Annotated in this window: 22 protein-coding genes and 2 pseudogenes; 21 read left to right on the plus strand and 3 right to left on the minus strand. The window is 69.1% G+C overall.

Annotated elements, in window-relative coordinates:
- Window positions 1-375 precede the first annotated feature (375 nt).
- Both HPT28_RS09065 and HPT28_RS09070 read right to left on the minus strand, forming a co-directional pair.
- On the minus strand, window positions 376-1260 hold the full coding sequence (locus HPT28_RS09065) for an aminoglycoside phosphotransferase family protein (RefSeq protein WP_219090450.1): 885 nt from the start codon (window positions 1258-1260) through the stop codon (window positions 376-378).
- The gene (locus tag HPT28_RS09070) at window positions 1257-2645 is read right to left on the minus strand and encodes a helix-turn-helix transcriptional regulator (RefSeq protein WP_257578289.1); all 1389 of its coding nucleotides are present in this window, start codon (window positions 2643-2645) and stop codon (window positions 1257-1259) included. The genes HPT28_RS09065 and HPT28_RS09070 overlap by 4 nt, the downstream gene beginning before the upstream one ends.
- Window positions 2646-2819: 174 nt before the next feature.
- Between HPT28_RS09070 and HPT28_RS09075 the strand changes: the two genes are divergently transcribed.
- Window positions 2820-3311, plus strand: coding sequence for an ATP-binding protein (locus HPT28_RS09075; protein WP_219090452.1), 492 nt, complete (start codon window positions 2820-2822; stop codon window positions 3309-3311).
- A 32-nt stretch (window positions 3312-3343) separates the two neighbouring features.
- Here the strand turns inward: HPT28_RS09075 and HPT28_RS26720 are convergent.
- Window positions 3344-3644 (minus strand): annotated as a pseudogene (locus HPT28_RS26720) (TrmO family methyltransferase); the annotation flags it as partial.
- 172 nt (window positions 3645-3816) lie between these two features.
- Between HPT28_RS26720 and HPT28_RS09085 the strand changes: the two are divergent.
- The 20 genes and pseudogenes from HPT28_RS09085 to HPT28_RS09175 all read left to right on the plus strand — a co-directional run bounded on the left by HPT28_RS09085 (window position 3817) and on the right by HPT28_RS09175 (window position 24600).
- Window positions 3817-5691 carry a glycoside hydrolase family 15 protein gene (locus HPT28_RS09085; protein WP_219090453.1) on the plus strand — a complete coding sequence of 625 codons (1875 nt, stop codon included), beginning with the start codon at window positions 3817-3819 and terminating at the stop codon, window positions 5689-5691.
- 26 nt (window positions 5692-5717) lie between these two features.
- A complete protein-coding gene (locus tag HPT28_RS09090) occupies window positions 5718-7046 on the plus strand; it encodes an ATP-binding protein (RefSeq protein WP_308119140.1) in 1329 nt (442 codons plus the stop codon).
- Between the two features lie 2 nt (window positions 7047-7048).
- Window positions 7049-7471 carry a roadblock/LC7 domain-containing protein gene (locus tag HPT28_RS09095; RefSeq protein ID WP_219090455.1) on the plus strand — a complete coding sequence of 141 codons (423 nt, stop codon included), beginning with the start codon at window positions 7049-7051 and terminating at the stop codon, window positions 7469-7471.
- On the plus strand, window positions 7468-7818 hold the full coding sequence (locus HPT28_RS09100) for a DUF742 domain-containing protein (RefSeq protein WP_219090456.1): 351 nt from the start codon (window positions 7468-7470) through the stop codon (window positions 7816-7818). The genes HPT28_RS09095 and HPT28_RS09100 overlap by 4 nt, the downstream gene beginning before the upstream one ends.
- A complete protein-coding gene (locus HPT28_RS09105) occupies window positions 7796-8416 on the plus strand; it encodes an ATP/GTP-binding protein (RefSeq protein ID WP_219090457.1) in 621 nt (206 codons plus the stop codon). The genes HPT28_RS09100 and HPT28_RS09105 overlap by 23 nt, the downstream gene beginning before the upstream one ends.
- On the plus strand, window positions 8413-9624 hold the full coding sequence (locus HPT28_RS09110) for a cytochrome P450 (protein ID WP_219090458.1): 1212 nt from the start codon (window positions 8413-8415) through the stop codon (window positions 9622-9624). Before HPT28_RS09105 ends, HPT28_RS09110 begins: the two co-directional genes overlap by 4 nt.
- Window positions 9625-9634: 10 nt before the next feature.
- The gene (locus HPT28_RS09115; RefSeq protein ID WP_219090459.1) at window positions 9635-10867 is read left to right on the plus strand and encodes a cytochrome P450; all 1233 of its coding nucleotides are present in this window, start codon (window positions 9635-9637) and stop codon (window positions 10865-10867) included.
- 25 nt (window positions 10868-10892) lie between these two features.
- Window positions 10893-11369, plus strand: coding sequence for a LuxR C-terminal-related transcriptional regulator (locus HPT28_RS09120; RefSeq protein ID WP_219090460.1), 477 nt, complete (start codon window positions 10893-10895; stop codon window positions 11367-11369).
- The gene (locus HPT28_RS09125) at window positions 11366-12031 is read left to right on the plus strand and encodes a hypothetical protein (RefSeq protein ID WP_219090461.1); all 666 of its coding nucleotides are present in this window, start codon (window positions 11366-11368) and stop codon (window positions 12029-12031) included. The genes HPT28_RS09120 and HPT28_RS09125 overlap by 4 nt, the downstream gene beginning before the upstream one ends.
- Complete coding sequence (locus tag HPT28_RS09130; protein WP_219090462.1) at window positions 12028-12609, plus strand: DUF6624 domain-containing protein; 582 nt, start codon at window positions 12028-12030, stop codon at window positions 12607-12609. Before HPT28_RS09125 ends, HPT28_RS09130 begins: the two co-directional genes overlap by 4 nt.
- Window positions 12610-12728: 119 nt before the next feature.
- Window positions 12729-13160, plus strand: a complete 432-nt coding sequence (locus HPT28_RS09135) for a helix-turn-helix transcriptional regulator (protein ID WP_219090463.1) — start codon at window positions 12729-12731, stop codon at window positions 13158-13160.
- Between the two features lie 272 nt (window positions 13161-13432).
- Window positions 13433-13615 carry an FxLD family lanthipeptide gene (locus HPT28_RS09140; protein WP_219090464.1) on the plus strand — a complete coding sequence of 61 codons (183 nt, stop codon included), beginning with the start codon at window positions 13433-13435 and terminating at the stop codon, window positions 13613-13615.
- A gap of 78 nt (window positions 13616-13693) precedes the next feature.
- Window positions 13694-15730, plus strand: coding sequence for a lantibiotic dehydratase family protein (locus HPT28_RS09145; RefSeq protein WP_257578293.1), 2037 nt, complete (start codon window positions 13694-13696; stop codon window positions 15728-15730).
- Complete coding sequence (locus tag HPT28_RS09150) at window positions 15727-16800, plus strand: lanthionine synthetase C family protein (RefSeq protein WP_219090465.1); 1074 nt, start codon at window positions 15727-15729, stop codon at window positions 16798-16800. The genes HPT28_RS09145 and HPT28_RS09150 overlap by 4 nt, the downstream gene beginning before the upstream one ends.
- 37 nt (window positions 16801-16837) lie before the next feature.
- On the plus strand, window positions 16838-18889 hold the full coding sequence (gene fxlM / locus HPT28_RS09155; protein WP_219090466.1) for a methyltransferase, FxLD system: 2052 nt from the start codon (window positions 16838-16840) through the stop codon (window positions 18887-18889).
- 4 nt (window positions 18890-18893) lie between these two features.
- Complete coding sequence (locus HPT28_RS09160; protein WP_219090467.1) at window positions 18894-20039, plus strand: hypothetical protein; 1146 nt, start codon at window positions 18894-18896, stop codon at window positions 20037-20039.
- Between the two features lie 410 nt (window positions 20040-20449).
- The gene (locus HPT28_RS09165) at window positions 20450-22414 is read left to right on the plus strand and encodes an ABC transporter ATP-binding protein (protein ID WP_219090583.1); all 1965 of its coding nucleotides are present in this window, start codon (window positions 20450-20452) and stop codon (window positions 22412-22414) included.
- Between the two features lie 23 nt (window positions 22415-22437).
- Complete coding sequence (fxlM, locus tag HPT28_RS09170; protein WP_219090468.1) at window positions 22438-23712, plus strand: methyltransferase, FxLD system; 1275 nt, start codon at window positions 22438-22440, stop codon at window positions 23710-23712.
- A gap of 185 nt (window positions 23713-23897) precedes the next feature.
- Window positions 23898-24146, plus strand: a pseudogene (locus HPT28_RS26725) (XRE family transcriptional regulator); the annotation flags it as partial.
- Window positions 24133-24600, plus strand: a complete 468-nt coding sequence (locus tag HPT28_RS09175) for an NUDIX hydrolase (RefSeq protein ID WP_219090469.1) — start codon at window positions 24133-24135, stop codon at window positions 24598-24600. The pseudogene HPT28_RS26725 and the gene HPT28_RS09175, both read left to right, overlap by 14 nt.
- Window positions 24601-24625: the final 25 nt, after the last annotated feature.

The raw sequence follows: 24625 nt of genomic DNA on the forward strand, positions 1-24625 counted from the left end.
TGGGTGAGATGACGCGCCACCTCAAGGAGCCGCATCTTCATCCCCGGGGGCGGAGCCCTCGCCCCCTCGGACGCACTGGCCGACGTTGGCAGCAAGTCCAGGCGCCATGCGCGCACCGCGCGGCCTGCTCCTCGACGCGTGGACCGCTAGCTCCTCCGCGTCCTGGGCTTCTGCGCGTACGTCACCGCCCGGCACGCCTACGCACAACCAAGGTCGTCGAAGACCTGAAAGAGCTCAGGTAGGTGCTACCGGTCGTCTTCGACGGACGTCGAGATCCACACACGGTCGCTGCCCACCGGGCCGGAGCCGTGGCAGGTGCTGGCTCGGGCAATCGCCCGATGAGCCCGGAGTAGGGCTGTCACGTACAAGGGATTCTCAGAGGATCCCTTTCCAAGACCAGGGCCGCGGACCTGCCTTGCCGCGAAGGCAGTCGACCCGGTGTTGTGCTTGATCGCGCCATTCGGGATTGCTGGCCGCATGCTGCGCGGCGTAGCTGACCATGCGCAGCTCTCGTGCGCCAGCGAGAATCGGGTATCCGTCCCATTGAGTGACGTCAGTTCCGTACTCGTCGCAGAAGTCGTTGTATCCCCTTGAGCTGACGGCTCCGGTTGTCCTTGCTCGAACTGCGGTGGAGACAAGGTCCCATTCCGGCGGCCCAACCGAGAAGCGCTCCAGGTCCATGATCACGGGTCCGGTCCGGGCTCGGACGAGGTTTCCCGGCCAGGCGTCGCCGTGTACCGCGCAGTCTGGGCGGCCGGAAGGGCGGTCGGCCCACGCGGCTGTGAGGTCGCCCAGGAGCCCGTGCAGCCATTTTCGATCCGCCTCTGAGAGGGTTACGGCTGCTTCCAGCCGGGCGCTCACACGCACGAAAGGGTTGAGGTAAGCGAGGTCGAAATCTGGTGTGGGCAGGGCGTGCAGCTGACGTAGCAGGGCGGCGACGTCACGGACCGAGCCGTGACCCTGGAGCGGGAGTTCCTCCCAGAAGGTTGCGGGGCGTCCTTCCGTGAGAACCGGCTGGGCAACGTCCGCCAGGCGGACAGCAGGTACACCCGATTCCGCGAGCCACCGGGCAACCTGGACCTCCCGCGCCGACGCAGCCTCCTGACCGGCCTGGGCGATGCGGACGATGACCCGGCCGGGTAGACGCCATATCTGGTTCTCCGCCAGGCGTACGGCTTCCGCCCCATGGGAATCGAGCCCAGCTGCGGCACAGACCTGTTCGAGGAGCTGGCGCTCCGACTCTGGCACCGACGCAGTCATACGGCGACTGTAGCCGCGATGCGCTCCCGGAGGTCTGATGCCTCCCGAATCCCTGGGTGTTTGGCCGCGAAGTGGCCGAGCTGCCGGAGGTCGTCGGCGGCGCGCCGAGATGTGAGTTTGCCGACCTCATCCAGAGCGTCGTGTCCGATGGCTGCGGCCTGACGGGGGTCCCCCTTGGCCATGACCAGTGCGGCGAGCTTAGTCCGGGAGATCGCCCGGGATCGTTTGAAGCTGTCTGTGTGTCCCTTGACCGCGGCATCGAATCGGCGAGCTGCTCGACCAGGATCCTGGCCGACGAGAACAGCCAGATCCCACAACGCGTGTGCGGTGTCGCCGTTGTGCTGTGCCTCGTCGTAGTAGGCCATCCACGGGGGGTCTTCGGACGGGCAAGCGCGGCTGAACGCGCTGTCGGCGTCACCGACGGCCGCCATCGTCTCGCGCACGTTGCCCAACTTCCCGAACGCGCGGGCGCGGGCGCTATGCAACATCGCCTGCTCGGTGGCCGTGAGCCGGTCGGAGCGTACGAGCCCCTTCTCCGCATACGTGAGACCGTCGTCAGGCGCGTCGACCCACACAGCTTGTCGGGCGAGGAAGCTATAGCTCTTGGCCCGGAGGTGCCAGTTGCCGGCTTCTTCGGCGCACTCCGCCGCAAAGTGGAACGTGCGCGTTGCTTCATCGTGGTGGTAGGCGTCGAAGGCCGAGGCACCGACGACCATCCCTAGCCGGGAGACTGACGCGAACAGGTCCGCGCGCAGGTGCTCCGGGCATTGGAGCTGGAGGAGGCCGGCGGACCATTCCATCGCTCGCGCGGCCATGCCGCGAACCATTCCTCCGCCGCCCAAGGCGTTGTCCATGTTGCTGATGGAGGTGGCCGCGGTTAGGACCTGAGAGATCTCTTTCGAACTGATGCTGTGGGGGAGTGGGAGCTCTGCCGTGAAGACGGGTGCGAGGCTCAGCGGGGCAAGGGCCGCCAGGCTGCCTGCTTGAAGGAACGAGCGTCGGTCCACGGGCTCAGGGCTCCCAGTGCGATTAAACGGTTGGCCTCCGTCCAGGATGCGGCCTTCCCTCTTCTGAACGTCGCGCTCCGCCCCTTCTGGGACACGGATATCGGCATCGGGCCGCTTTTTATCGGCATCACGCTTCCCGAAGGCCATGGGCCAGGCACGGTCGAAGAGTCCCCCTGTGTCGAAGAAGGCGTCGAGTCTCTGCGCTACATCCCTCCTCAAGCTGGGGTATCGGCCCTTCTCGATCGCCAAGATCATGTCATCGCTGACCTGCACTAACCGTCCCAGCGCAGCGGCGGACAGCCCTTCTGCCTTGCGCATTCGGCGCAGCTCGTTGCCGAACCACTCCTGCGGGGACGCCTCTGGGTTGAGCTTCTTCATTGGCTGTGGCATGTCCTGCCTCTGACGTCGTGATGCCGAACTTTCCAGGTGTCGGCATCAGGCCCTGCACTCTCGCGGTGTGCTCTGCCTGAATGGTTGCTGATCGATTCAACCCCAGTACACACCGCAACCGAGCACCCCGACAGGGGTTGCGGCAGAACGGAGGGAGCAACCGTGGGGACAGCCTTCGAAACCCGCACCCTGTCATCCGTTCCGGCCATGCCCCGAATGGTGGGCGGCCAGCTCGACATGACGCTCGATGTCCATCCACAGGACCTCGGGGCTGTGCGAGCCATCATGCATGCTCACGCCCGCTTGTGGCGGGTGGAGGACTCTGTCACCGACCGCATCCTCACGGTTGTCACCGAACTGCTGACCAACGTGTTGCAGCACACGACGCCGGATCAGGAAGGCCGTAGGAAGGCCAACCTCCTGGTCCAGCGGGTCGCCGATGGTGTGACTGCCATCGTGCACGACCAAGACCGCTGCCCGCCGGTTCTCGTTCCCACAGATCCACTCGCCGAGGACGGCCGCGGCCTGGTGCTGGTGCGCGCCCTCACGGACGACATGTCCGTTTCGATCACCGGGGCCGGCAAGGACGTATGGGTGTTCGTCGCTGATCCCGAACGGCTCCAGCCGCAGAGTCTTCCGCTCGTGGAGTCGTGATGCGGAAGGCCGTCGGCACAGTTCAGGCATCACTACGGCGCTTCTCCTCCCGTAGGTCGCTCGCTCGCATCCGCCCGGCAACACGGGTCAAGCATGTCGCCGGGCCAAGGCGGCTGGCGTACTGCGCCGCGAGGTTCCAACTGCTCGAAGTACGGCGCCACGTCGATCACAGGCGTTCCATCGACGGCGTCAAGGTTCGTGATCAGGAGGTCTCGGCTGTCGACGCCTCGCAAGCGCGGGAAGTTGATCGCGAGCTGGTTCGGCCTTCGCTGACTGTCGCAGGCGCCGTGCTGACCACGGTGATCGTCGATGCAATGGCATGGCTCGTGGTCTTCGGAACGTGCCGGAACCCGGAGCCGCTGGCATCGACCGTCGAAGACGGAGGACCACCGGTCTCGTACCCCGCGGACTCGTAGCCCGGTCCGCTGAAAACCCCAATTGCACCCGTCGGCCGCGACGCGGCCCCCGACACCCGGAAGCCCCGGGCATACGGAGTACAGACGCGATGAATCACATCGAGCAGTACGGCCTGATCGGCGACATGCAGACCAGTGCGCATGTCAGCGAAGACGGATCGCTGGACTGGCTGTGCCTGCCCCGTTTCGATTCGGCCGCCGTATTCGCGGCCATGCTCGGCACGCGACAGCACGGCGCTTGGCGAATCGCTCCCACTCCAGACGCCGCCGAACCCGGCCCCGTGGCGGGAGCCGAGCGGCGTTATCGGGGTGATTCGCTCGTCCTGGAATCGGTGTGGCGCACGTCCAGGGGCACGGTCCGAGTCACCGACTTCATGCCACCTCGCGAGGGAGCGCCCCAGGTGATCCGCGTCGTTGAGGGCGTGTCCGGTGAGGTGCCGATGGCATCCACCTTCCGTCCACGACCCGGCTACGGTCGCATCAGTCCGTGGATCCACGAGGTAGGCGGACGCATAGTCGCCGAAGCCGGCGCGGATGCCCTGTGGCTCGACACCTCCGCCCAACATGTGGAGAAGGACGGCGCGGTCGTCAGCTCCTTCGCCGTCAGCGCCGGAGACAGCGTGGCGTTCGTCCTGAGCTGGGGCTCCTCCCACGGCGCCCCGCCAGAGATTCCTGACCCTGATGCCGCACTCGCGACGACGCTCACGTTCTGGCAGGACTGGTCTCGGCAGTGCACCTATGCCGGGCCCTATCGCGAGGCTGTCGTCCGGTCCCTGGTCACGCTGAAGGCCATGACCTATGCCCCCAGCGGGGGGATCGTCGCGGCACCGACAACTTCGTTGCCCGAGGAGATCGGCGGCGGCCGGAACTGGGACTACCGGTACACGTGGTTGCGCGACGCCTCCACGACCCTGAACTCGCTGCTGGCGACCGGGTACCGCCAAGAGGCCGAGGCGTGGCGCCGCTGGCTGTTGCGGGCGGTGGCCGGCGATCCGGAGAACCTGCAGATCATGTACGGGATCACCGGGGAGCGCGACCTGGTTGAGCGACAGCTGCCATGGCTGCCCGGGTACGAGGGATCTACTCCGGTGCGGATCGGAAACGGGGCTGCGGGCCAGCTGCAACTTGACGTGTACGGCGAGGTGATCGAGACCCTCTACCTCGCCGACCGGAACGGGGTCGCACACTGCGGCGACACCGCAGCCTTGCATCGCAGCCTCGTCGAGCACCTGGCGGAACGCTGGAAGGAGCCGGACGAAGGTATCTGGGAGATCCGCGGACCGCGTCAGCACTTCGTGCACTCCAAGGTGATGGCGTGGGTCGCGGTGGACCGGACGATCCGCCTGGCCGAGGCAGGCGCCCTCGACGTGGACCTGGTCGCTCTGATGGAGCTGCGTGCGGCCATTCACCACGAGGTCTGCACGCAAGGATTCGACCCGGCGCGCAACGCCTTCACTCAGTTCTACGGCTCCAGGGAGCTGGATGCCGCGTTGCTGCTGATTCCCCGGGTCGGCTTCCTTCCGGCCGACGATCCCCGGGTGATCGGCACCGTCGAAGCGATCCGCAATGAGCTGTCCACCCCGGAAGGATTCGTCCACCGGTACCCCACCGGGGGGCAGGAAGCAGGTGTCGACGGCCTCGCCGGCGACGAGGGCGTGTTCCTGCTCTGCTCGTTCTGGATGGTCGACGCCCTCGCGCTGACCGGCCGTCTCGACGATGCGCGCAGCCTCTTCGACCGTCTCCTCGCCCTGCGCAACGACCTTGGGCTCCTCGCCGAAGAGTACGACCCCGCGTCCGGCCGTCAGCTCGGCAACTACCCCCAAGCGTTCAGCCACATGGGTCTGGTCGAGACCGCCCTGCTCCTGGAGCGGCTTGCTGCACCGCGGCCGTGCAGAACGCTTCCGCAGCCGCCCAGCGAGGGGTCCCCTGCCCAGAGCACCTCCATGATCCTCGCGAGGGCCTGATGACTGCACTGATACTTGCTCTCGCCGTGCTGATCTTCGTCGGCAGCACCGCGCTGGCCGCGCGTTATGACCGCCGAGCGCGTCGAGCAAAACGCCGGGCCCACCGGGAGCACGCACACAGTGAAGCGGTCACCCACCAGCTACACGTGGCTGGGCAGTTCGTCGGCCACCTGGCTAACTCGGTGATCCCAGCCGCCGCTGCGGCGGCGCAGGCTGGGCGAACCCACGAGGCCAACCTGGCGGTCCCGACCCAACTGGTGGGCACTGCGATGGCCGACGCTCTCGACGAGCTGGTCAACCAGGTTTCCGCGGCCATCGCCCTGACTGGGCAGCGGGCCCATGCTGCGGCCGAAGAACGGCTGGCTCAAGCGCGGCGGGAGGCCGACGAACAGGTCGTCCGGGCGCGGAAGGAGGCGGTCGACGTCGCCCGCGCAGCGGTGCGCGCCTTCGCCTCCAGCACGGTGCAGCGGGCCTCGAAGCTCAGCACCACAATCAGTACCGGTGTGCGTCGACACGTCTCTGACGATGCGTACGAGACGCTGGTCGAGATCGACCACCTGGCCCAGCAGATGCTGCTGACCGCGAGTGGATACGCGGTGCTGGCCGGCGACAAGCTCTCTCGGCGGCACCCCGCCACCTCCCTCTCGGAGGTCGTCCGCGCGGCCATGGGCCGCGTCGAGGGATACCAGCGCGTGCAGCACTCCGGCCTTGACACCTTCGCGGTGGAGAGCCGAGCCGTGGAGCCGGTCGTCCATACCCTGGCCCTCCTGCTGGACAACGGACTGCGCTACTCACCCCCGAACGCCCGGGTGCATGTCTCCGTGGAACACGGCAATGACGCCATCTTCCTGATCGTGGACGATGCCGGGCTGCGGATGGAGGACGAGCGGCTGAACTGGGCACGCCGCGTGATGTCCAGCGCGGAGCGCGACGACATCACCAAACTGGGCGCCTACCCGCAGACCGGACTACGGGTGGCAGCCGTCCTCGCTGCCGACTACGGATACCGCGTTGAGGTGACCGCCCCCAACGTCTACGGCGGCACCCGCGCCTTCATCGTGCTGCCCCGGAGCCTCCTGACCGTGCACCCACCTCCGGTGGCATCCGCCACGCCCCCACGGCCGTCGGCGCCGTCGCGGGAGCTGACGCCGGCCGAGCCGGCCGCCAACGGGCCGACCACGGCCAGCGGGCTCACGGTGCGCCGCCGGGCCACGCACCCGGCTCCGCCCGCGCGCCCGGCATCCGCTGCGCAACCGGTGGAGCCGGGACGGCCTGAAGTGGCCACCGCCTGGATGGAAGGCACCCGCCTCGGCCGCGAACAGCCGACCACTCCCTCTGAGACAGAAGGGCACTAGCCATGGACACGCACGACAACCCCCTCGGCTGGCTGCTGGACGAGCAGCTCGGCACCGTGGAAGGCGTCCGGTACGCCGTGCTGATGAGCAGCGACGGGCTGCTGAGAGCGCGCACGAAGACCATCGACCAGGAAGGCGGGGAGAAGTTCGCCGCGCTCACCGCCGCCATGCGTGCGTCGGCCAGGGCGTGGGACGAATTCACCGGTGGCGGCGGCGTACGCCAGCAGATGATCGAGTGTGTCGCGAACATCGGCCTGATGACCGCGGCCGGGCAGAACACGATGCTGGCGGTGTGCACCACCGGGCCCCACCCGGACGTCGGCCTGATCAGCCGCCACATGGCGCAGCTCGCGGTGCGGGTGGGGGAGCAGCTCAGTACCAAGGAGCGCACCCCGCAGGTGTCGGGCGGGGGCACGGCGGCATGACCGGGCCGCGGCGTGACCCGGACATCGTCAGGCCCTACGTCCGCACGGGCGGGCGGGTCCGCCCTCGCCGGGACGTGCGCCTGGAGAGCGTGGTCATCGCCGCGAGCGCCCCCTTTACCGAGCTGGGGCCCGACGCGCAACAGGTGATGTGCCTGTTCGCCGCCGGGCGCGGTGGACTCGCCGTGGCTGACATCGCCGCCGCCCTGCAGATGCCGCCCTCCACCGTACGGATCCTCGTCTCCGTCCTGATTGACGCCGGGCACCTGACCAGCCCCGCTCCCGCCCAAGACGGGCCCGACACCACTCTCATGCAAAGGGTTCTCGATGGTCTCCGCGAACTGGTCTGATCCGCCTATCACCTTCGTCCCTGCCACGGTGACCGAATCCGCCAAGATCGTGGTCGCCGGCGGCTTCGGAGTGGGCAAGACAACCCTGATCGGCAGCGTGTCCGAAGTGACCCCGCTCCGGATGGAAGAACCCATCACTATCGACAGCGTGGGCGTGGACGACCTGCGCGGGACGCCGGAGAAGACCACGACCACGGTGGGCATGGACTTCGGTCGCCTCCACCTGGCCGGTGGGCGCCTCGTCCTCTACCTCTTCGGGCTGCCGGGACAGCTGCGGTTCCGGCCGCTGTGGGAGGACCTGGCCGAGGGAGCGCTGGGGTGCCTGGTCCTGGCGGACACCAGGGACCTGGATGCCTGCCACGGAGCCTTGGACCTGCTGGAATCCCAGCAGACTCCGTACGCCGTTGCGATCAACACCTTCCCCGGCGCGCCAGCCTACGAGGAGGGCGAACTGCGTCAGGCCCTGGCACTCGACGCGCGGACCCCGCTGACCACCTGTGACGCCCGCGACCGCGCCTCCTCACTGTACGCGCTCATCGCCCTCACCGAGCACCTCACCGCTCCCCGCGCAGCCGCATCCCTGGAGCCCCGGCCATGACCACCACCCCTGGACCCCGCACCAGGCGGGACAGAATCCCCCTGTACTCACCGGAGTTCGCCGACGACCCGCACGCCGCATACGAAGGCATGCGCAAGATCCACGGCGCGCTGGTGCCCGTCGAGCTGTCCCCGGGCATCCCTGCAACCCTGGTCATCGGCTATGCCCAGGCCCGGCGCATCCTCAACGACCCGCTTCGCTTCCCTGCGGACCCCCGCGTCTGGCAGCAGCAGGTGCCGGCCTCCTGCCCCGTGCGGCCAATCATGGAGTGGCGGCCCAACGCCTTGCGCAGCGGCGGCGCCGAGCACGCCCGCTACCGTTCGGCCAACACCGCCAGTCTCGCCGCCGTCGACCAGCACGGGCTGCGCGCACTCGTGGAGAAGGTCGCCGACGCCGCCATCACCGGCTTCCGTACAACCGGCCGCGCGGACATCGTCAGCCAGTACGCCTTCCCCATCGCCTTTCGGGTCCTCAGCACGCTGCTGGGCTGCCCCGACGAGATCGGCGCTCGGATCGCCGACGGCATGGCGCGCATCTTCAACACCACCGACGCCGCCCGCGGCAATCAGATCCTCGACCAGGCCGTCGCCGACCTCGTCACCCTGCGTCGACGCCAGCCCGCTGATGACATCACCACCCGCCTGATCGCCCACCCCGCTCACCTGGACGACCGGGAGATGGGTCACCAGCTCATCACGCTCTATGGAGCCGGCATTGAGCCGCTGACCAACCTCATAGTCAACACCTGCCGCAAGCTCCTCACCGACGAGGAGTTCTCCACCTTCCTGCACGCCGGCCAGTCCACCATCCGCGACGCCCTCGACACCGTCCTCTACACGGACCCACCGCTGGCGAACTTCTGCATCACCTACCCGCTCCACCCCGCGGACATCGACGGCACCTTGCTCCCGGCGCACCAGCCCGTCGTGATCTCCATGGCCGCCTGCAACAACGACCCGGACCTCACCTCCGGGCTGCCTGCAGACGCCCTTGCCGGAAACCGCGCCCACTTGTCCTGGAGCGCCGGCCCCCACAGCTGCCCGGCCCGCTCGCACGCCTACCTCATCGCCGAGACCGCCATCAGCTACCTGACTGACGCCTTCCCGGAGATGGACCTCGCCGTCCCGGTCGCCGACCTGCGCTGGCGCCCAGGCCCCTTTCACCGCGCCCTGGAATCTCTGCCCATCGTCTTCCCCACCACTCGCTGAAGGAGCTCTTGTGACCGAGCAGCCGATAATTGTCCTTGACCCCGAGGCTCGCGACCACCACGGCGAGCACCAGGCCCTGCGCACGCGCGGTCCGGCCACTCAGGTGGACATCCTCGGCGTGACCGCCTGGTCCGTCACTGACCCCCAGCTCCTCAAGCAGCTCCTCACCGGCCCGCAAGTCTCCAAGGACGGCCGCGCCCACTGGCCCGCCTTCGCCGAGACCGTACCCTCCTGGCCCCTCAGCCTGTGGATCGCGGTCACCAACATGTTCACCGCGCACGGAGGCGACCACCGTCGCCTGCGCCGCATGATCGCCCCCGCCTTCAGCGCCCGCCGCATCGCCGCTCTCGAACCGGCCGTCGAGACGATCGTGACCGGCATACTCGACGATCTCGGCTCCCGGCCCGCCAACGAGAGCGTTGACCTGCGCGAACAGCTCGCCTACCCGCTGCCGATCGCGGTCATTGGCCAGCTCATGGGCGTTCCCGACGACCAACGCACCAGCTTCCGCTCTGTGGTTGACGGGGTCTTCAGCACCACCGCCACCGCCGAGCAGGCCACTGCGAACGCGACCGCTCTCTATCAGCTCGTAGATCGGCTGATCACAGCGAAGCGGGCGGAACCCGGCGACGACATGGCGTCCCTCCTCATCGCCGCCCGCGACGACGAGGGTGACGGCAGCGCCCTCACGGAGGACGAACTCCGCGACACGCTCCTGCTGATGATCTCCGCCGGATACGAGACCACCGTCAACGTCATCGACCAGGCCATCACCGCCCTGCTCACCAACCCCGCACAGCTCGCCCACGTCCGCGCCGACCGCTCCGGCTGGGGCGACGTCGTGGAGGAAACACTGCGGCACGAGCCTGCGGTCAAACACCTTCCCCTGCGCTACGCCCTCACCGATATCGCCCTGCCCGACGGGCGGATGATCCACAAGGGCGATGCGGTCCTCGCCTCCTACGCCGCCGCCAACCGCCACCCCGACTGGCACGGACCGACCGCGGACCGCTTCGACGTCACCCGCACGACGAAAGACCACCTCGCCTTCGGGCATGGCGTGCACTTCTGCCTTGGAGCACCACTCGCCCGCCTCGAAGTCGCCACTGCGCTGCGCCTGCTGTTCGACCGCTTCCCCGAGATCGAACTCGCCGTACCGGCGAGCGAGCTGAAGCCGCTGCCCTCCCTGATCAGCAACGGACATCAGACCCTGCCCGTGCACCTGCGACCGGCCTCTTACTGAGCCCGAATCAACCAGGAAGACCGCCATGTTCAACGCCCCGATCACCCCGCTCACCCCGGCTGAGCGGCGTGTCGCCGAGCACCTCGTCCGGGGACTTGAGCCCCGCGCCATCGCGGCCGAGGCCCGGCTGTCGGCCAACACCGTCTCCAGCTACATCCGTGTCATGCGCGGAAAGCTGCACTGCGAGCCCCGCAGCGCGCTGCACGTCTTGGTGCACCGCCTGCTCAGCTCGGGACAGGTCACCCCGCCCGCCGCGGCTGAACCGGCACCCGGCCTCGTCCCCGGGCGGCGGGCGCTGCTGAGAGCAGTCGCCGAACACACCGACGCCTACGATGTCGCCCGAGACGCCCTCCTGGCCCCGGCCGACGTCCGTGCCGAAGTCGACACACTGCTCGCCGAGACGGGCGCCGCCGACACCACTCAGCTCGTCGTCCTCGCCCACAGCTGGGGGTTGCTGGGCGCGGACCAACAGCCATCGGCATCGGCGGGAGTCGGCGGATGAGCACAACCCGCGCCCCTGAGCTGCAGCAGAGCGCCGACGGACTGTCTCGAAACAACTCCCGGGGCGGATCCGCCTACGAAATGCGGCCGTTGGCCACCGACGCAGAACGGGCGGAGGCCGCTGCCCTCGTGGAGGACCGCCTCGGCTGGCTCGCCCACCGCGGCCTGCCCGTGCCCTGCCGCGGTGACGTCCCCGCCCTGTACCGGGACGATCAGGCCGAGTCAGTGGGCCTGTTCGAGGACGGTGTCCTGCTCAGCTGCCTGCTCCTCGACCGGCACCCCGACCTCGGGCACTGGGGCACCGAAGGCATCGGCCGCAGCCTGCTCCTGTCCCATACTCACACCCTCCCCGGGCGCTCGGACAACGTCGTCTGGCTCGTCACCCTGTGGGCCTCCGACTACGCCGCCCGCCTCGACCTGCCGCACGTGCGATCCGAAACCCCCGCCCGGCATGCTCTCGACGTGGACCCCATCGCGCGGTTCCTAAACCGGCTGCAGCACATGGGATGGGAGGCCCGGGGATCAGGCCCTGGAACCAACGGGGAGCGGGTCGCCCGGCTAGAACTGCGTTCCAAGGTCTATCCGCGCCTCACCCCGTTCATCCGCTGCACGGTCCCCCTCACGCCCCAGGTCGAATCCCGAACCGACCGGAGCGCACCATGACGACCGCACCCCTCCGTCCCGATCTGGCCCGCGAATTGCTCGACCGCGCCGACCAGGCCGCCACAGGCTGGGTGCGGTTCGTCCGTGACCAGCGCGATGCCCTCCAGCTCGGGAGCCGGGACGCTGACCACGCCGGCGCCAAGATCCTGCGACGCATCCTGGCCGACCACGATTGGCCCGGCCAGCGCCTCGTCGGCCCTGACGGCGCCCGTGCCGCCTGGCAGCTCGCCTTGCACGCCGACCATGACCCCGACTTCCAGCGCGTGGCGGCACGCCTCCTGCACCGCGCTGCCCAGGCCGGCGACGCTTCCGTCCAGCACTGGGCGCACCTCCACGACCGCGCCCTCATCAACAGTGGCCACACTCAGGTCTTCGGCACCCAGTACCGAGCGACCGCGGACGGCATCGAAACTCACCCCGTGCGCGAGCCTGCCGGACTGGATACTCGCCGAGTCCGAGTCGGCCTCCCTCCCGCCGCTACCGCGCTGGCGGCCCTGCGCACACGACTCAGTACCACTCCCATCCGCTCCGGCATCGGTGACACCGTCGTACTCACCTCACTGGCAGGCGCAGCATGACGCGGCCCACGTCCCCGGCCCTGCCGACAACCTCGTCGATCTCCATCCCACGGCGACCGACGCAACCCCCGTCGCGGCGAGCTCGGCGCCGATCGAGATCGTTCTGGGCGCCTACCTGCGTGCCCCAGCGCAGAGCACTGGGCCACACGCTGGGCGACGCCGCCCGCACGGCCGGGGTCAGCATTTCAGCGATCAGCCGCTGGGAGCGCGTCGAGAGCCCTCTGGCGTCGCACGCGCTGGAACCGCTGTGCCGGTTCTACGGCGTGGACACTCAGGAAACCCGGTACCTCCTGCGCAATCTGCCGCCCCAGCGAAGCCAGCGCACGGTGGGCATCAACGACTTCGGCGTCCTTGCACACCGCGGGCGCTGGGACCGCAGGGCTGATGTGGCCGACGAGGGTGTGAAGCGGCACGTTGCTGTCTCCGGTGCTGCAAGTGAGGTCGTGCACGACAGCCTGCTCAGCGCCATCGACCACGCCCCCGGTCCCCAGGACTCCTACGACCTGATCAAGCGCGCCGCGGGGCACTGGCCGAGGAAGGCAGCCACATGATCGCCACTCGCCTCGTGCTGGTGCTCCTCGGGCGGCCGGGCACCACGCCGATGACCCGCCTCCTTGCTCTCGACCTCGCGGCGTTCGAGGAACGGGTCAGCGTCGACCGGCCGAACTTCCTCGCCCATCGAGCAGCACATGCGAGCCCGCGATCGCCCACGCATGGCCCTGCTGCGACGCCACGGCATCACGGTGTCCTGGCTCTACGACTCCGGGGCCCAGGAGGACTCCGGGACCTTGCACCACCCGTCGAATGCCCCAAGGAGGCATGAATGACCGCCGTCCACCTGGAGCAGCCGGTTGCGAGCCCGCAGCCGACCGCTGACTCCTCCGACGATCCGTTCGAGCTCGACATCACCTTCATCGAGAACACGCCGGCGACGGAGACGGTGCTGATGTGCAGCACCGGCGACAACTGCGGCAGCTCCTGTCCGAGCGCCTGCACCACCTCGTAACGAGGTCAGTCCGGAGGCGCGGGCTGGACGGACGACTCCGTCCAGCCCGCACCCTTCCTGCCAAGAACGGAGTGGGTGATGACGCGTTTACGACACAGCCTGTACGAGAGCGCCGCCGAAGGGATGCTTCGCGCTGCGGCCAACCTCACCGAGCCGGAGATGCCGCCCTGGCCGGGGCCTACTGCTCCGCTCGATCACTGGCGCTCCTGGTTGGCCACGGTGTGGGCCGATGACGCCTTTCGCCAGGCTGTGTCCAGCGCCAGCCCAGATCTGGAACGGCAGGTCCAGTCGATCCTCGACGGGCGCTCGCCCAAGGTGCGCCGAGTACGACGGGCGGCGCTGGCCACCGCCCGGTACGCCATCAGGTACGCGCGCCGCTCCACCCCATACGGCCTGTTCGCGGGTGTCACACTGATCGAGTTCGGTGAGACGGCCGAGGCGTGGTTCGGGGGCCGGCACCAGACTGTTGCCCGGCCGGACCCGGCGGCGCTGGACGCCGCGATCAGCGTCTGGGAAGCAGACGCCGAGCGGATGACGAACCTCGACGTATGCGTCAACAACCTTGCTCAGCAGAGAAGCGGGCGCGTGTACGTTCCGTCCGAGGGCGCGTCGGAGTTCTCGCTCGCGCTGACACCTGCGGTCGCGCTGGTACTCGATGCGGCACGGGCGCCGATCCGGTACTCGGACCTGGCGGACAAGCTCGCCGCCGAGTTCCCGACCACGGCTGAACACCACCGCATCCGACTTCTCGCGCAGCTCTTGAAGGTGCGGCTGCTGCGGTCGTCGCTCCTCGCTCCCGCCACCGTCGTCGATCCAGCCGAGTCCCTACCGCCTGCTCTTCAGGGAGAAACTCGGAATAACTCGACGGCGTTGGATCTGCGACTGGACGCCACGGTGCGGCTGCCCAAGGCGGTCCTGACGGAGGCGGAAACGGCTGCGACGGTCCTCGCTCGGCTCGCCACCCACCCGAGGGGAATCCCGGCCTGGCGCCGCTACGCCGAGCAGTTCGCCGACCGGTACGGTGAGGGGGTCGAGGTGCCGCTGGAGCTGGTGACGGACTCCGAGCGGGGCCTGGGTTTTCCCGAGGGGTTCGGCACGGTGTCCGAGCCTCCCCGCCCGATGAGCCGCCGCGACCGACTGCTTCTGGAGCTGGCCGGGACCGCAGGCGTTGAGGGCAGCAGATCTGTGGCCCTGACCGGCGCGATGGTCGAGCAGTTGGAGGCCGCCGTCGGCAAGTCCGAGCTGGCCGCGCCCCACCTCGAACTGGGCGTGCATGTCCAGGCCGGTTCGACGCGCGCCCTGGATCTCGGCAACTTCCGGCTTCAGGTGTCCACCGTCTCCCGTTCGGCCGGCTCGATGACCGGCCGGTTCTGGCACCTGTTCGCGAGCGCCGGCCCGCCATACTCCGGTCTGCCTACTGTCGATCCCGACGCGGAGCTTGCTCAGTTGTCCTTCCACGCCGGCCGCATCTCCGCCAACCTGCTCACCCGTGCCCCTCAGGTATTGCCCCGGGTCGTCAGCGTCGGCGAGTTCCGGCACCGCAAGGAGGGGGTGCTGTTCCCGTCCGATCTGGCCGTGGGCATCCGCGATGGCCGCCTCTATCTCACCGAGGCCGCCACCGGCACGCACGTGGAATTGCTGGCGCCGACCGCGCTCAATTTCCTGTGGAACAACTACACCCCTCCCATGGCCCGGTTCCTGGCCGAGATCAGCCGTGCTGGAGCGCCGCAGGTGACCTGGTTCGACTGGGGCGCAGCCTGGACATTGCCGTTCACGCCGGCGCTGCACTACCGGCGTTCGATCCTGGTGCCCGCGCGATGGAAGGTGCGGGCCCAGGACCTTCCCGGCCGCACCGCGACGCTGGATGAGTGGACCGGGCAGTTGCACGCCTGGATGGGCAGGTTCCGTGTGCCCAACCGCGTGCTCCTGACAGAGGACGATCAGCAGCTCCCTCTTGATCTGCACCAGGACATGTATCTGGACCTGTTGCGCTCCCACCTTGCCGCCAGCCCGACCGGCGTCGCGACCCTGCAGGATGCACCGCCGCCGGACGCCGACGGCTGGATCGGCGGACGGGCTCACAGCCTCGTTCTCCCGCTGAAGGCGCGCTCATGACCGAGACGACGGCCCTGCCCCGAACGCAAGACCTATCCGAAGGCGCGCTGGGGATGGCTCTGCTGCACATCGAGCGCGGTGACTTCGTCTCCGCGCGCAGCAGGCTGGAACAGGCGGTAGCCGGCGGTGTCAGCTCCGGAGGCAACGCCTCCCTGTTTCACGGTGCCCCGGCCCTTGAATTCGTCCTCAGCCGTGCCGGACGCGTCAGCCGCGAAGTCCGCGAGACTGTCGACCGAGTCGTCGAAGCTCGCCTCGCCGCCGCACGGCGGCGGCAGGCGGCTGGAGCGCTACCGCATCTCGCGGAGTTCGACCTCATTCGGGGTCTGACGGGGCTGGGCGCGCTGCTGCTGACCCGCGGCACGGCCTCGCTGCTGTTGGAGGAGGTGCTGGCCTATCTGGTCTCTCTGGCGCGGCCGGTCCGGATCGAGGGTCGGGAGCTGCCGGGTTGGTGGTCGGAGACTGGGCCCGGCGATGAAGAGATGGACGGCGGCCACGGCAACAACGGTGTCGCACACGGTATCGCCGGCCCCCTGGCAGTGCTGTCCCTCGCTGTCCGGCACGACGTCCAGGTAGCGGGGCAGCGCGAAGCGATCGAGGTCTTCGCACGCTGGCTGGACCGGTACGGCGGCCACTACTGGACCCGCCGCGCCCATCTGGACGCCGGCGAGCCGCCCGTGCCGGAGCCTGCCCGCCAGTCGTGGTGCTACGGCCGGCCCGGCATCGCCCGCGCCCAGCAGCTCGCCGCGCTCGCCCTGGAGGACCCCGCCCGGCGCCAAGCGGCAGAGGACACCGTGGTACGCACGCTGACCGACCCCGCTCACCGCGCCCGGATCACCGACGCCACGCTGTGCCACGGCTGGGCCGGCCTGGTGACCCTCGCCCGCGCTGTCGCCGCCGACAGCCCCACCCCGGAGCGCTTCGCCCCCGTGATCGGCCATCTCCACCAGTGCCTGGCCACCGACCTGGACCAGCTGTCCAAGCCCGGCTTCATGGAGGGCTGCAGCGGTGCTCAGCTTGCCCTCGATGGCACGAACGCCACGGACTGGACCAGCGTGCTGTTGACCACCTGACCGCCCTAATTACCACCGAGATGGAGTACGACCGCGTATGCCCTTCGACGACGAGAACCTTCTGATCACGCGCGACACGACCTGGTGGCACGCCAGCGTGGCCTTCGCTGGCGGCACGATGAGCCCCGAGGCTGCCCGGTGCCTGTCGGCCGCGCTGCACGACCAGCGTTTCCACTTCCTGCGCAAGGACTCGGGGCTGCGCCTGCGCACCGAGCGTCCGTCGGCTGCCTTGCTGGACCGCCTCGTCGCCGAGCAGCAGGCCACCGGCTGGGTCGGTGGCGCCTACGAGCCGGAGACGGAAGCCTTCGGCGGGCCCGAGGGCATGGACGTGGCCCACGAGGTGTTCTGCGCCGACAGTCGCAGCGCCCTGCCCGAGACCGGAGCTCCTGGGACCCGCGAGCGCGCCGTGATGCTGCTGTCCGCCATGATTCGCAAAGCGGGCCTAGATCCGTTCGAGGCCGGAGACGTCTGGTCCCAGTTTGCCGCCCTGCGGCCCCCCGTTGCTCCGCCCACCGGGCCCGCGCTCGACCGCTCGGTCTCGGCGATGCGGCGTCTGATGAACGCGGACGCAGCCCGACGGCCGGACGCGGAACCCGGCTGGGCCGAGCGCGTCGCCGTCTTCGAGGACGCCGGCCGTCGCCTGCGCCGGCTTGCCGCTGATGGGCGACTGATACGCGGCTTGCGCGCCGTCCTCGCCCATCATGCGATCTTCGCGTTCAACCGCGCCGGGGTGCCTGTCACCGAGCAGGCAGCCACCGGATGGCTTGCCCGTCAAGTCGCCTTTGCCACATGGGAAGACGCCCACGTGTCTACCCGCCGGTCCACTTCTGTGAACCCTAACCTCGCTCGAATGGAGACCACCGTGACACCCGTCACCGACCCCGCCGACATGCGTGAGGCCCTGGCCGACCGCCTCGTGGACAGCGGCCACCTGCACACCCCCGCCGCCATCGATGCCTTCCGGACCACCGACCGCCACCAGTTCCTGCCCGGCGTCGCCATCGAGTTGGCGTATAAGGAGGACGCGGTGCCCATCAAGCACGACGAGCACGGCGAGATGATCTCCTGCATCTCCGCGCCCTCCATCGTCGCCACCCAGCTCGAACAGCTCGGCGCGCAGCCCGGCCACAAGGTTCTGGAGGCCGGGGCCGCCACCGGCTACAACGCCCGGCTGGTGGGCAAGGTCGTCGGCCCCAACGGACACGTGTGGACCCTGGACGTCGACCACGATCTCGTCGCCGGAGCCCAGACGAACCTCGACCAGGACGGGGCTGCCAACGTGACCGTCGTGCTGGGCGACGGCGCCGCCGGCCTTCCCGAGCACGCTCCGTACGACCGCATCCAGTTCACCGTCGGCGCGGGCGACGTCCCGGTCAAGCTCCTCGACCAACTCGCCCCCGACGGCCGACTGGTCCTTCCGATGCGGATTCGCGGGAGCATCTCACGCAGCTTCGCGTTCGAGCGCGACGGCGCCACCTGGAAGACCGTCTCCTGCGAGATGGCGACGTTCGTGCCACTGCGCAAGGGCGTCTGCGACGACATCTACACCCTGGTGCCCATGGACGGTGAGGGCAACGTCCGCCTGGAGACCTTCAGCGAGCAGGAGGTCGACCGCGACGCGATCCGCACCGTCCTGGACCAGAAGCAGGCCAAGGTCTACACCGGCGTAAAGTTCCGCCAGGGCGACCCCTGGGAGTGGCTGTACCTGTACCTCGCGTCGGTGCTGCCCAACGGCCTGTCGCGCCTGCCCGGCCAGCGCCCCGGCTTCACCCCGCACTTCGGATGGGGCTCCATGGCCGCCCTCGACAGCGACAGCCTGGCCTACCTGACCATCCGCGAAGGCGAGGACGACAAGGGCCGGTACTGGGAGATCGGCGTCATCGGCCACGGCTCCCGCGCCGCCGAACTCGCCGACCAGGTTGCCACAGAGATCCGCTCCTGGGACGAAGGCTGGGGCAACACCGCACCGGAGCCCACCTTCCGCATGGCCGTCGGCGACGCTCGTGACAAGCTGACAACCGCCGAGCCGCGCTTCGTCATCGACAAGACCTACAGCCGTCTCGTCGTCGACTGGCCGCGCAAGGGCTGACCCGATGATCCCCGCGATAGCCAGCCGTATCCCGCTGGTCCGCCGCCCCAAGGCGCCTGCGTTACCGCTGGACGAGCGCATCACCCACCTCACCGGGCTGACCGTCGCGCCCGCTGGTGCGAGCCGCCACGACCTGGTGGCCCGCGCCAGCGGTGTCCTCAACTACGCAGCACTGATCGCCTCCGACGTCGGGCTGCCCGACCTGGCAGCCGACCTGTGCTGGCGCCAGCATCAGGTCTTCGCCGAAGCAGGACGCCTGAACGCGACGATCGCCGTCATGTCGCTGATGCCGCTGGTCAACCTCTCCCGGCTGCTGACCCGCGACGGCCAGGGCGAGGCCGCCTACGACGTTCTCACCCGCCTCCACCACGCCGCCCGGCAGCGGGGCAAGGCCGAGATCGACGGCCGCACCGTGGACCTGTCCGCCCTCACCGGCACCGATGACGATCACCGCCAGGTGTGCCAGGAGCTGTGGGTGGCCCTTCTCGTGGACGGTGCCCGCGCCCTCGCACGGGTCGGCCGGTGGACCGACGCAGCCGAGGCCATGGCGAAGCACCGCGGCATCGGCAACCGGCTCCTCGACGGCCGCCAGATCAAGATCATGTCCCTGATGGAACAAGGGCTCGACGAGCAGGCCCGCGACGTGATCCACGCCACCCAGCCAACCGAGCCCTGGGAGACCGCCGTCGGCCTGCTCCTGCGCGCTCACTGCCATCCCGCAGACACACCCGTCCCGCGGCCTGACCTCGACCGCACCCTGAACGAGGCCACCGAGCTGCTAGCCCATCCCGAGCCGTCGACCGCCGTGTTCCAGACCCGGACTGGCCTTGCCGCCTTGGAGCTGGACCCCACGGGACCGGACGCGGGGCCGCTGGTGGACGCCGTCGCCGACGTGGCCCGGCTTGATGCCTACGCCGCGCGTGAGGCCCTGCTCCATCCCGCCACGCGCGCCGCCCTGAGCGCCGACCATGAAGACGCCCTGAACGCGGTAATCACGGCAGCGGGACTCGGCGCCGACGTCCTGCCCGCCGACCACCTGGGGCCGCTGTCCGAGGCCGTCGCCCTCGCCGAGACCGAGCTGAGGAAACTGCTGCAGGACGCCAACTCGGTGCCCGGCAATCCCCCGAAGGAGGTACCGCAACCCACATGAGTGATCGAACGCAGCGTCACAGCACTCCGCACCCGGCCACACAAGGAGAAAGCCCGATATTCGCTATCGAGTTCTAAATTTCGCCCGCGCACACCCGTGACGGCGACAAGACGCCCCCCGTTACCCGATCACCAGTCCGCATACCGCCCGAGGAGCCATCGTGCATCCCGTACGCCGCCCTGCGCTCGTTCATCCTGCGTTCGAAAACACCGCCGCCTCCTCGGACACCTCGCTCCTCACCGCTGCCGACCGCGCCGCGCACGTGACCGACGGGGCACGACCGGATGCGAGGTCACTGGCATGACGGACTCCATCCGCCCCCATTTCCCTCTCTCCTCCAGGGCGGAGCGCACACTGAACTCGCCCACCTCGGGAGGCGCCCGGTGAAGAGGTTCCTCGGACCGGTGAAGATGGCCGAGCCTCGAGTCTCCGACGCCGAACAAGAGCTGTTCGGCGGACCGCTGCGCTACGACCTGGGTTTCTCCCACCACGAGCACGCGGGCCTGGACCTGACCATGATGTCGGCGCTGCGCTCCATGCCCGCGCTCGTCGGCACCACGCTGCGCATGGCGTGGCAGGCCGACCGGCGCGCGCTGCTCGCCGTGGCAGTCAGCGAGATCGGCCAGGGCATCGCCGCGGCCATCGGCCTGCTCGCCATCAACGCCGTCATGCACGCCCTGCTCGCCGGAACAGGAAGTGCCGCCGAGCGACTGCACGCTCTGTTACCCGGCCTGCTAGCCGTCGCCGCCATCGGCGTCGCCAACTCCGCCCTCTCTGCCTGGTCCACCTCCCGCGCGGGACGCCTGGAACCGAAGGTCGAACGGATCGCCACCACCCAGTACCTGGCCGCCGCCGCCAGCGTCGAGCTGGAAGCCATCGACGACCCCGACTTTCGACGGCTCGTCGACGTCGCCCAGCACGGACCCGGCTCAGCCCGCCGCATGATCGGCGCCTGCGTCGCCGCCCTCAACGGCCTCATCTCCCTGATCGCCACCGCCGGCGTCCTCGCCGTGTTGCACCCCATCCTGCTGCCCATGCTGATTCTCATCGCCGCCCCGCGCGGTTGGGGCGCCATGCGTGTGGCCCAGGAACGGTACGTATCGGTGATGAGCTGGATCGAGCACGTGCGGGCCAGCCGCCTCATCGGCAATCTGCTCACCGAGCGCACCGCCGCCCAGGAGGTCCGGCTCCACGCCGTCGGCACCTTCCTCCTCAGCCGCTACCAGCGCATGGCCGAGAGCGCCGAGGCCGAACAGGAGCGCCTCGCCTCCAGCAAGGCGTTGACCGAGTGGGTCGCCTCTGCGCTGTCCGGCTTGGCAATGGCCGCGACGTACGGGGCCATGTTCTGGCTGATCACGACCGGGCAGATGAACCTCGCCATCGCCGGCACCGCCGTGATCGCGGTGCGCACAGGATCAGCGAGCCTGGGCGCGCTGGTGATGAACATCAACCAGTTGCACGAGGAGTCCCTCTACGTCCGCGACCACGGCCGGTGCCTGGCCCAGGCCGCCCAGCGGACCATCCCCGCAGGCGGCGCCCCGGTGCCTGAGCGAATCAAGGAGATCGCCCTCGATGGCGTCACCTACCGATACCCCGACCGTGACGCGGCTGCCCTGGAGCAGGTGTCGCTTACCTTGCCGATGGGGTCGGTCACCGCCGTGGTCGGTGAGAACGGTTCTGGCAAGAGCACGCTGATGAAGATCCTCTCGGGCCTGCTGCTGCCCCAAGCCGGCACCCTGCGCTGGGGCCAGGCGGACATCACCAACCTCGACCGCTCGCAGGTCTTCGAGCGCGTCTCCCTGCTCACCCAGGATTTTCAACGCTGGCCCGTGACGGCCGCGATGAACATCCGCCTCGGCCGCCCCGCCCATGCCGCCACACCACGAGACCTGCAACCGTCGGTCGACTACGCAGGCGCCGCCCCTGTCATCGCCAAGCTCCCCGCCGGCCTGCGCAGCCTGCTGGCCCGCATGTTCCGCGGCGCAATTGAGCTCTCCGGCGGCGAATGGCAGAAGGTGGGCCTGGCCCGCACCCACTGGCGAAGCGCAACCGCGCAGGCAGACAGTGTCCTCATCGTTGACGAGCCCACCTCCGCGCTCGATCCCGAGGCCGAGATCGAAGCTTTCGACCGCATCCGCCGCCTCGCCTCTCCGAACCGGGCAGTCGTCCTGGTCACCCACCGCATGTCCGGCGTCCGCCACGCCGACCACATCTACGTCCTCAACAACGGGCGCCTCGCCGAGGAAGGCACGCACGACGAACTCATTGCCGCACGCGGCCGGTACGCGGCAATGTTCGACGCTCAAGCCGCCCAGTACGCCCCGACCGGGACCATCCCGAACCCTGCAACGCCGACCGTCTCGGACCAGGTATGACCCACTCGACCGAAAGGCCCGCTGTGACCACGCCCCCCACCACGGACCTCGACGTGGCCACCGCGCTGCGCCAGCAGTTGGCCGACCACCTCGCCGCCAGGGGACACATCCGCACCCCTGCGATCGACCACGCCCTGCGCACCGTGCCCCGGCACGCCTTCGCCCCCGAAGTACCTCTCCAAGCTGCGTACGCCAACGACATCGTCATCACCCGCTACAGCGACGACGGCACCGTCACCAGCTCCATCTCCGCGCCATGGCTGCAGGCTGAGATGCTGGAAGCCGCCCGCATCCAGCCCGGCCACCAGGTGCTGGAGATCGGATCCGGCGGCTACAACGCCGCCCTCATCGCAGAACTCGCCGACCCCACCGGCCACGTCACCACCCTCGACATCGACCCGGCCGTCACCGACCGGGCCACCCGCTTCCTGACCCAGACCGGATACGACCACGTCCGCGTCACGACCGCGGACGCCGAACACCTGCCCATCGATGTGGTCCCGGACGGCGGATTCAACGCCATCGTGGTCACCGTCGACACCTGGGACCTGCCCTGGATCCACGCCCTGGCCGAGGGCGGCCGTCTCGTCGCACCGCTGCGCCTGCATGGGTACCACTGGGCCATCGGCTTCACCAAGCGCGACGGGGCACTGCACAGCGACGAGCCGCTCATCGTCTGCGGCTTCGTCGCAATGCAGGGCGACGGCGCCTGGCACACGAACCGTCGCACCGTCCCCGGCACCGGCGTCCACCTGTCCTGGGAAGACGGCAACCCGCTGCCGGTCGATCAACTCGCCCCCGCCCTCACGCGCGAGCCGACCGTGGCGCACACCCACATCACGATCGGTGGCCAGGAACCCTTCGACGCCCTCACCCTCTACCTGGCCGGCGCCCTGCCCGGTTTCTGCCGCCTCTCAGTCGACCCCGACGGCAACAACGGGGTCCTGAACCCGCCGCCCAAGCACTGGCCCGGCGCCGCGATCGTCCGCGGCACCTCCCTCGCCCGGCTAGCCACCGAGCGCATCAGCGACGGAGACGACGGCAACGGCCTGTACGAGTTCGTCGTCCACGGATACGGGCCCCGCGGCCAAGTGGCCGCGAAGGAGATGGCCGACCAGGTCCAGCACTGGCAGCGCAACCACCGCGCCGCTCTCTGCCCGCGGATCACCATCCATCCCCTGGTCAACGGTGACCCGATGCCTGCGACCGACGATCCGCACGTGTTCGACAACAAGCACACGCGTATCACTGTCGACTGGCCGATCGTTCCCGGCGCCGCCCTGCCCACGGAGGGCTGAGGCCGCTGCCTGCTCCACCTCCGCTCGGCGAACAACCCGATCTGCCGTCCGGGACACCGGGCCCTCCTCGGCGGCAGCCGCCGTACCCTCATCCGCCCCACCGTTCTGAAAGGCACAGCTCTGTGACCTGTCTCCCCCTCGGTAACGTCGAACCGCGTGCCGCCCGTCCACAGGGCAGCAATGCCGAGCCCGGCTGCGAAGTGAGGCTGCACGACAGGACCCTCTACAGCTCGCTCTTCCGCTACGACGACATCATGCTGGTCAACCCACCTGTCTGGGGTCAGCCAGCCAGTGCCAACCCTCTGTTCGAGCTCAAACGGGCAGGCGACAGTGGGTGGTTCGCCACCTACGCTCAAAGCTTCGAATCTGTCTGGGGCACCGCGCGACCCTGGACGCCGGACCAGGAGGGGACCGCCGCACATGGGCCGCACTGAGTACTACAACGACCCCGACGCTCCCAAGGCCAACACCCTCATCCCTGCCAGCAATCTTCTCGTCGTGGATGAGTCCGGCGCCATCCTCCTCCAGCGTCGCCGCGACACCGGCCAGTGGGCCCTGCCCGGCGGAGCCCAGGACATCGGCGAGACCGCCGCTCAGTGCGCCATCCGCGAATGCCAGGAGGAGACCGGCGTCCTCGCCGAGATCACCGGCTTCCTCGGCGTGTACACCAACCCGAACCACATCGTCGCCTACAGCGACGGCGAGATCCGCCAGCAGTACGAGAACACTTACATCGGCCGCCCCATCGGCGGCCAACCCGCCATCAATGACGAAGCCGACGGGGTCCGCTACGTCCGCCCTGCCGACCTCGACCAGTACGACATCCACCCCAGCATGCGCCAGCAGATTGGTGACTATCTCACCGGGACCTACCCCTACCTCGGCTGAGCGGTGGCAGTGGCCAGCGCTGTCT

This window comes from Streptomyces sp. JJ38 (assembly GCF_019303475.1).
Taxonomy (GTDB): domain Bacteria; phylum Actinomycetota; class Actinomycetes; order Streptomycetales; family Streptomycetaceae; genus Streptomyces.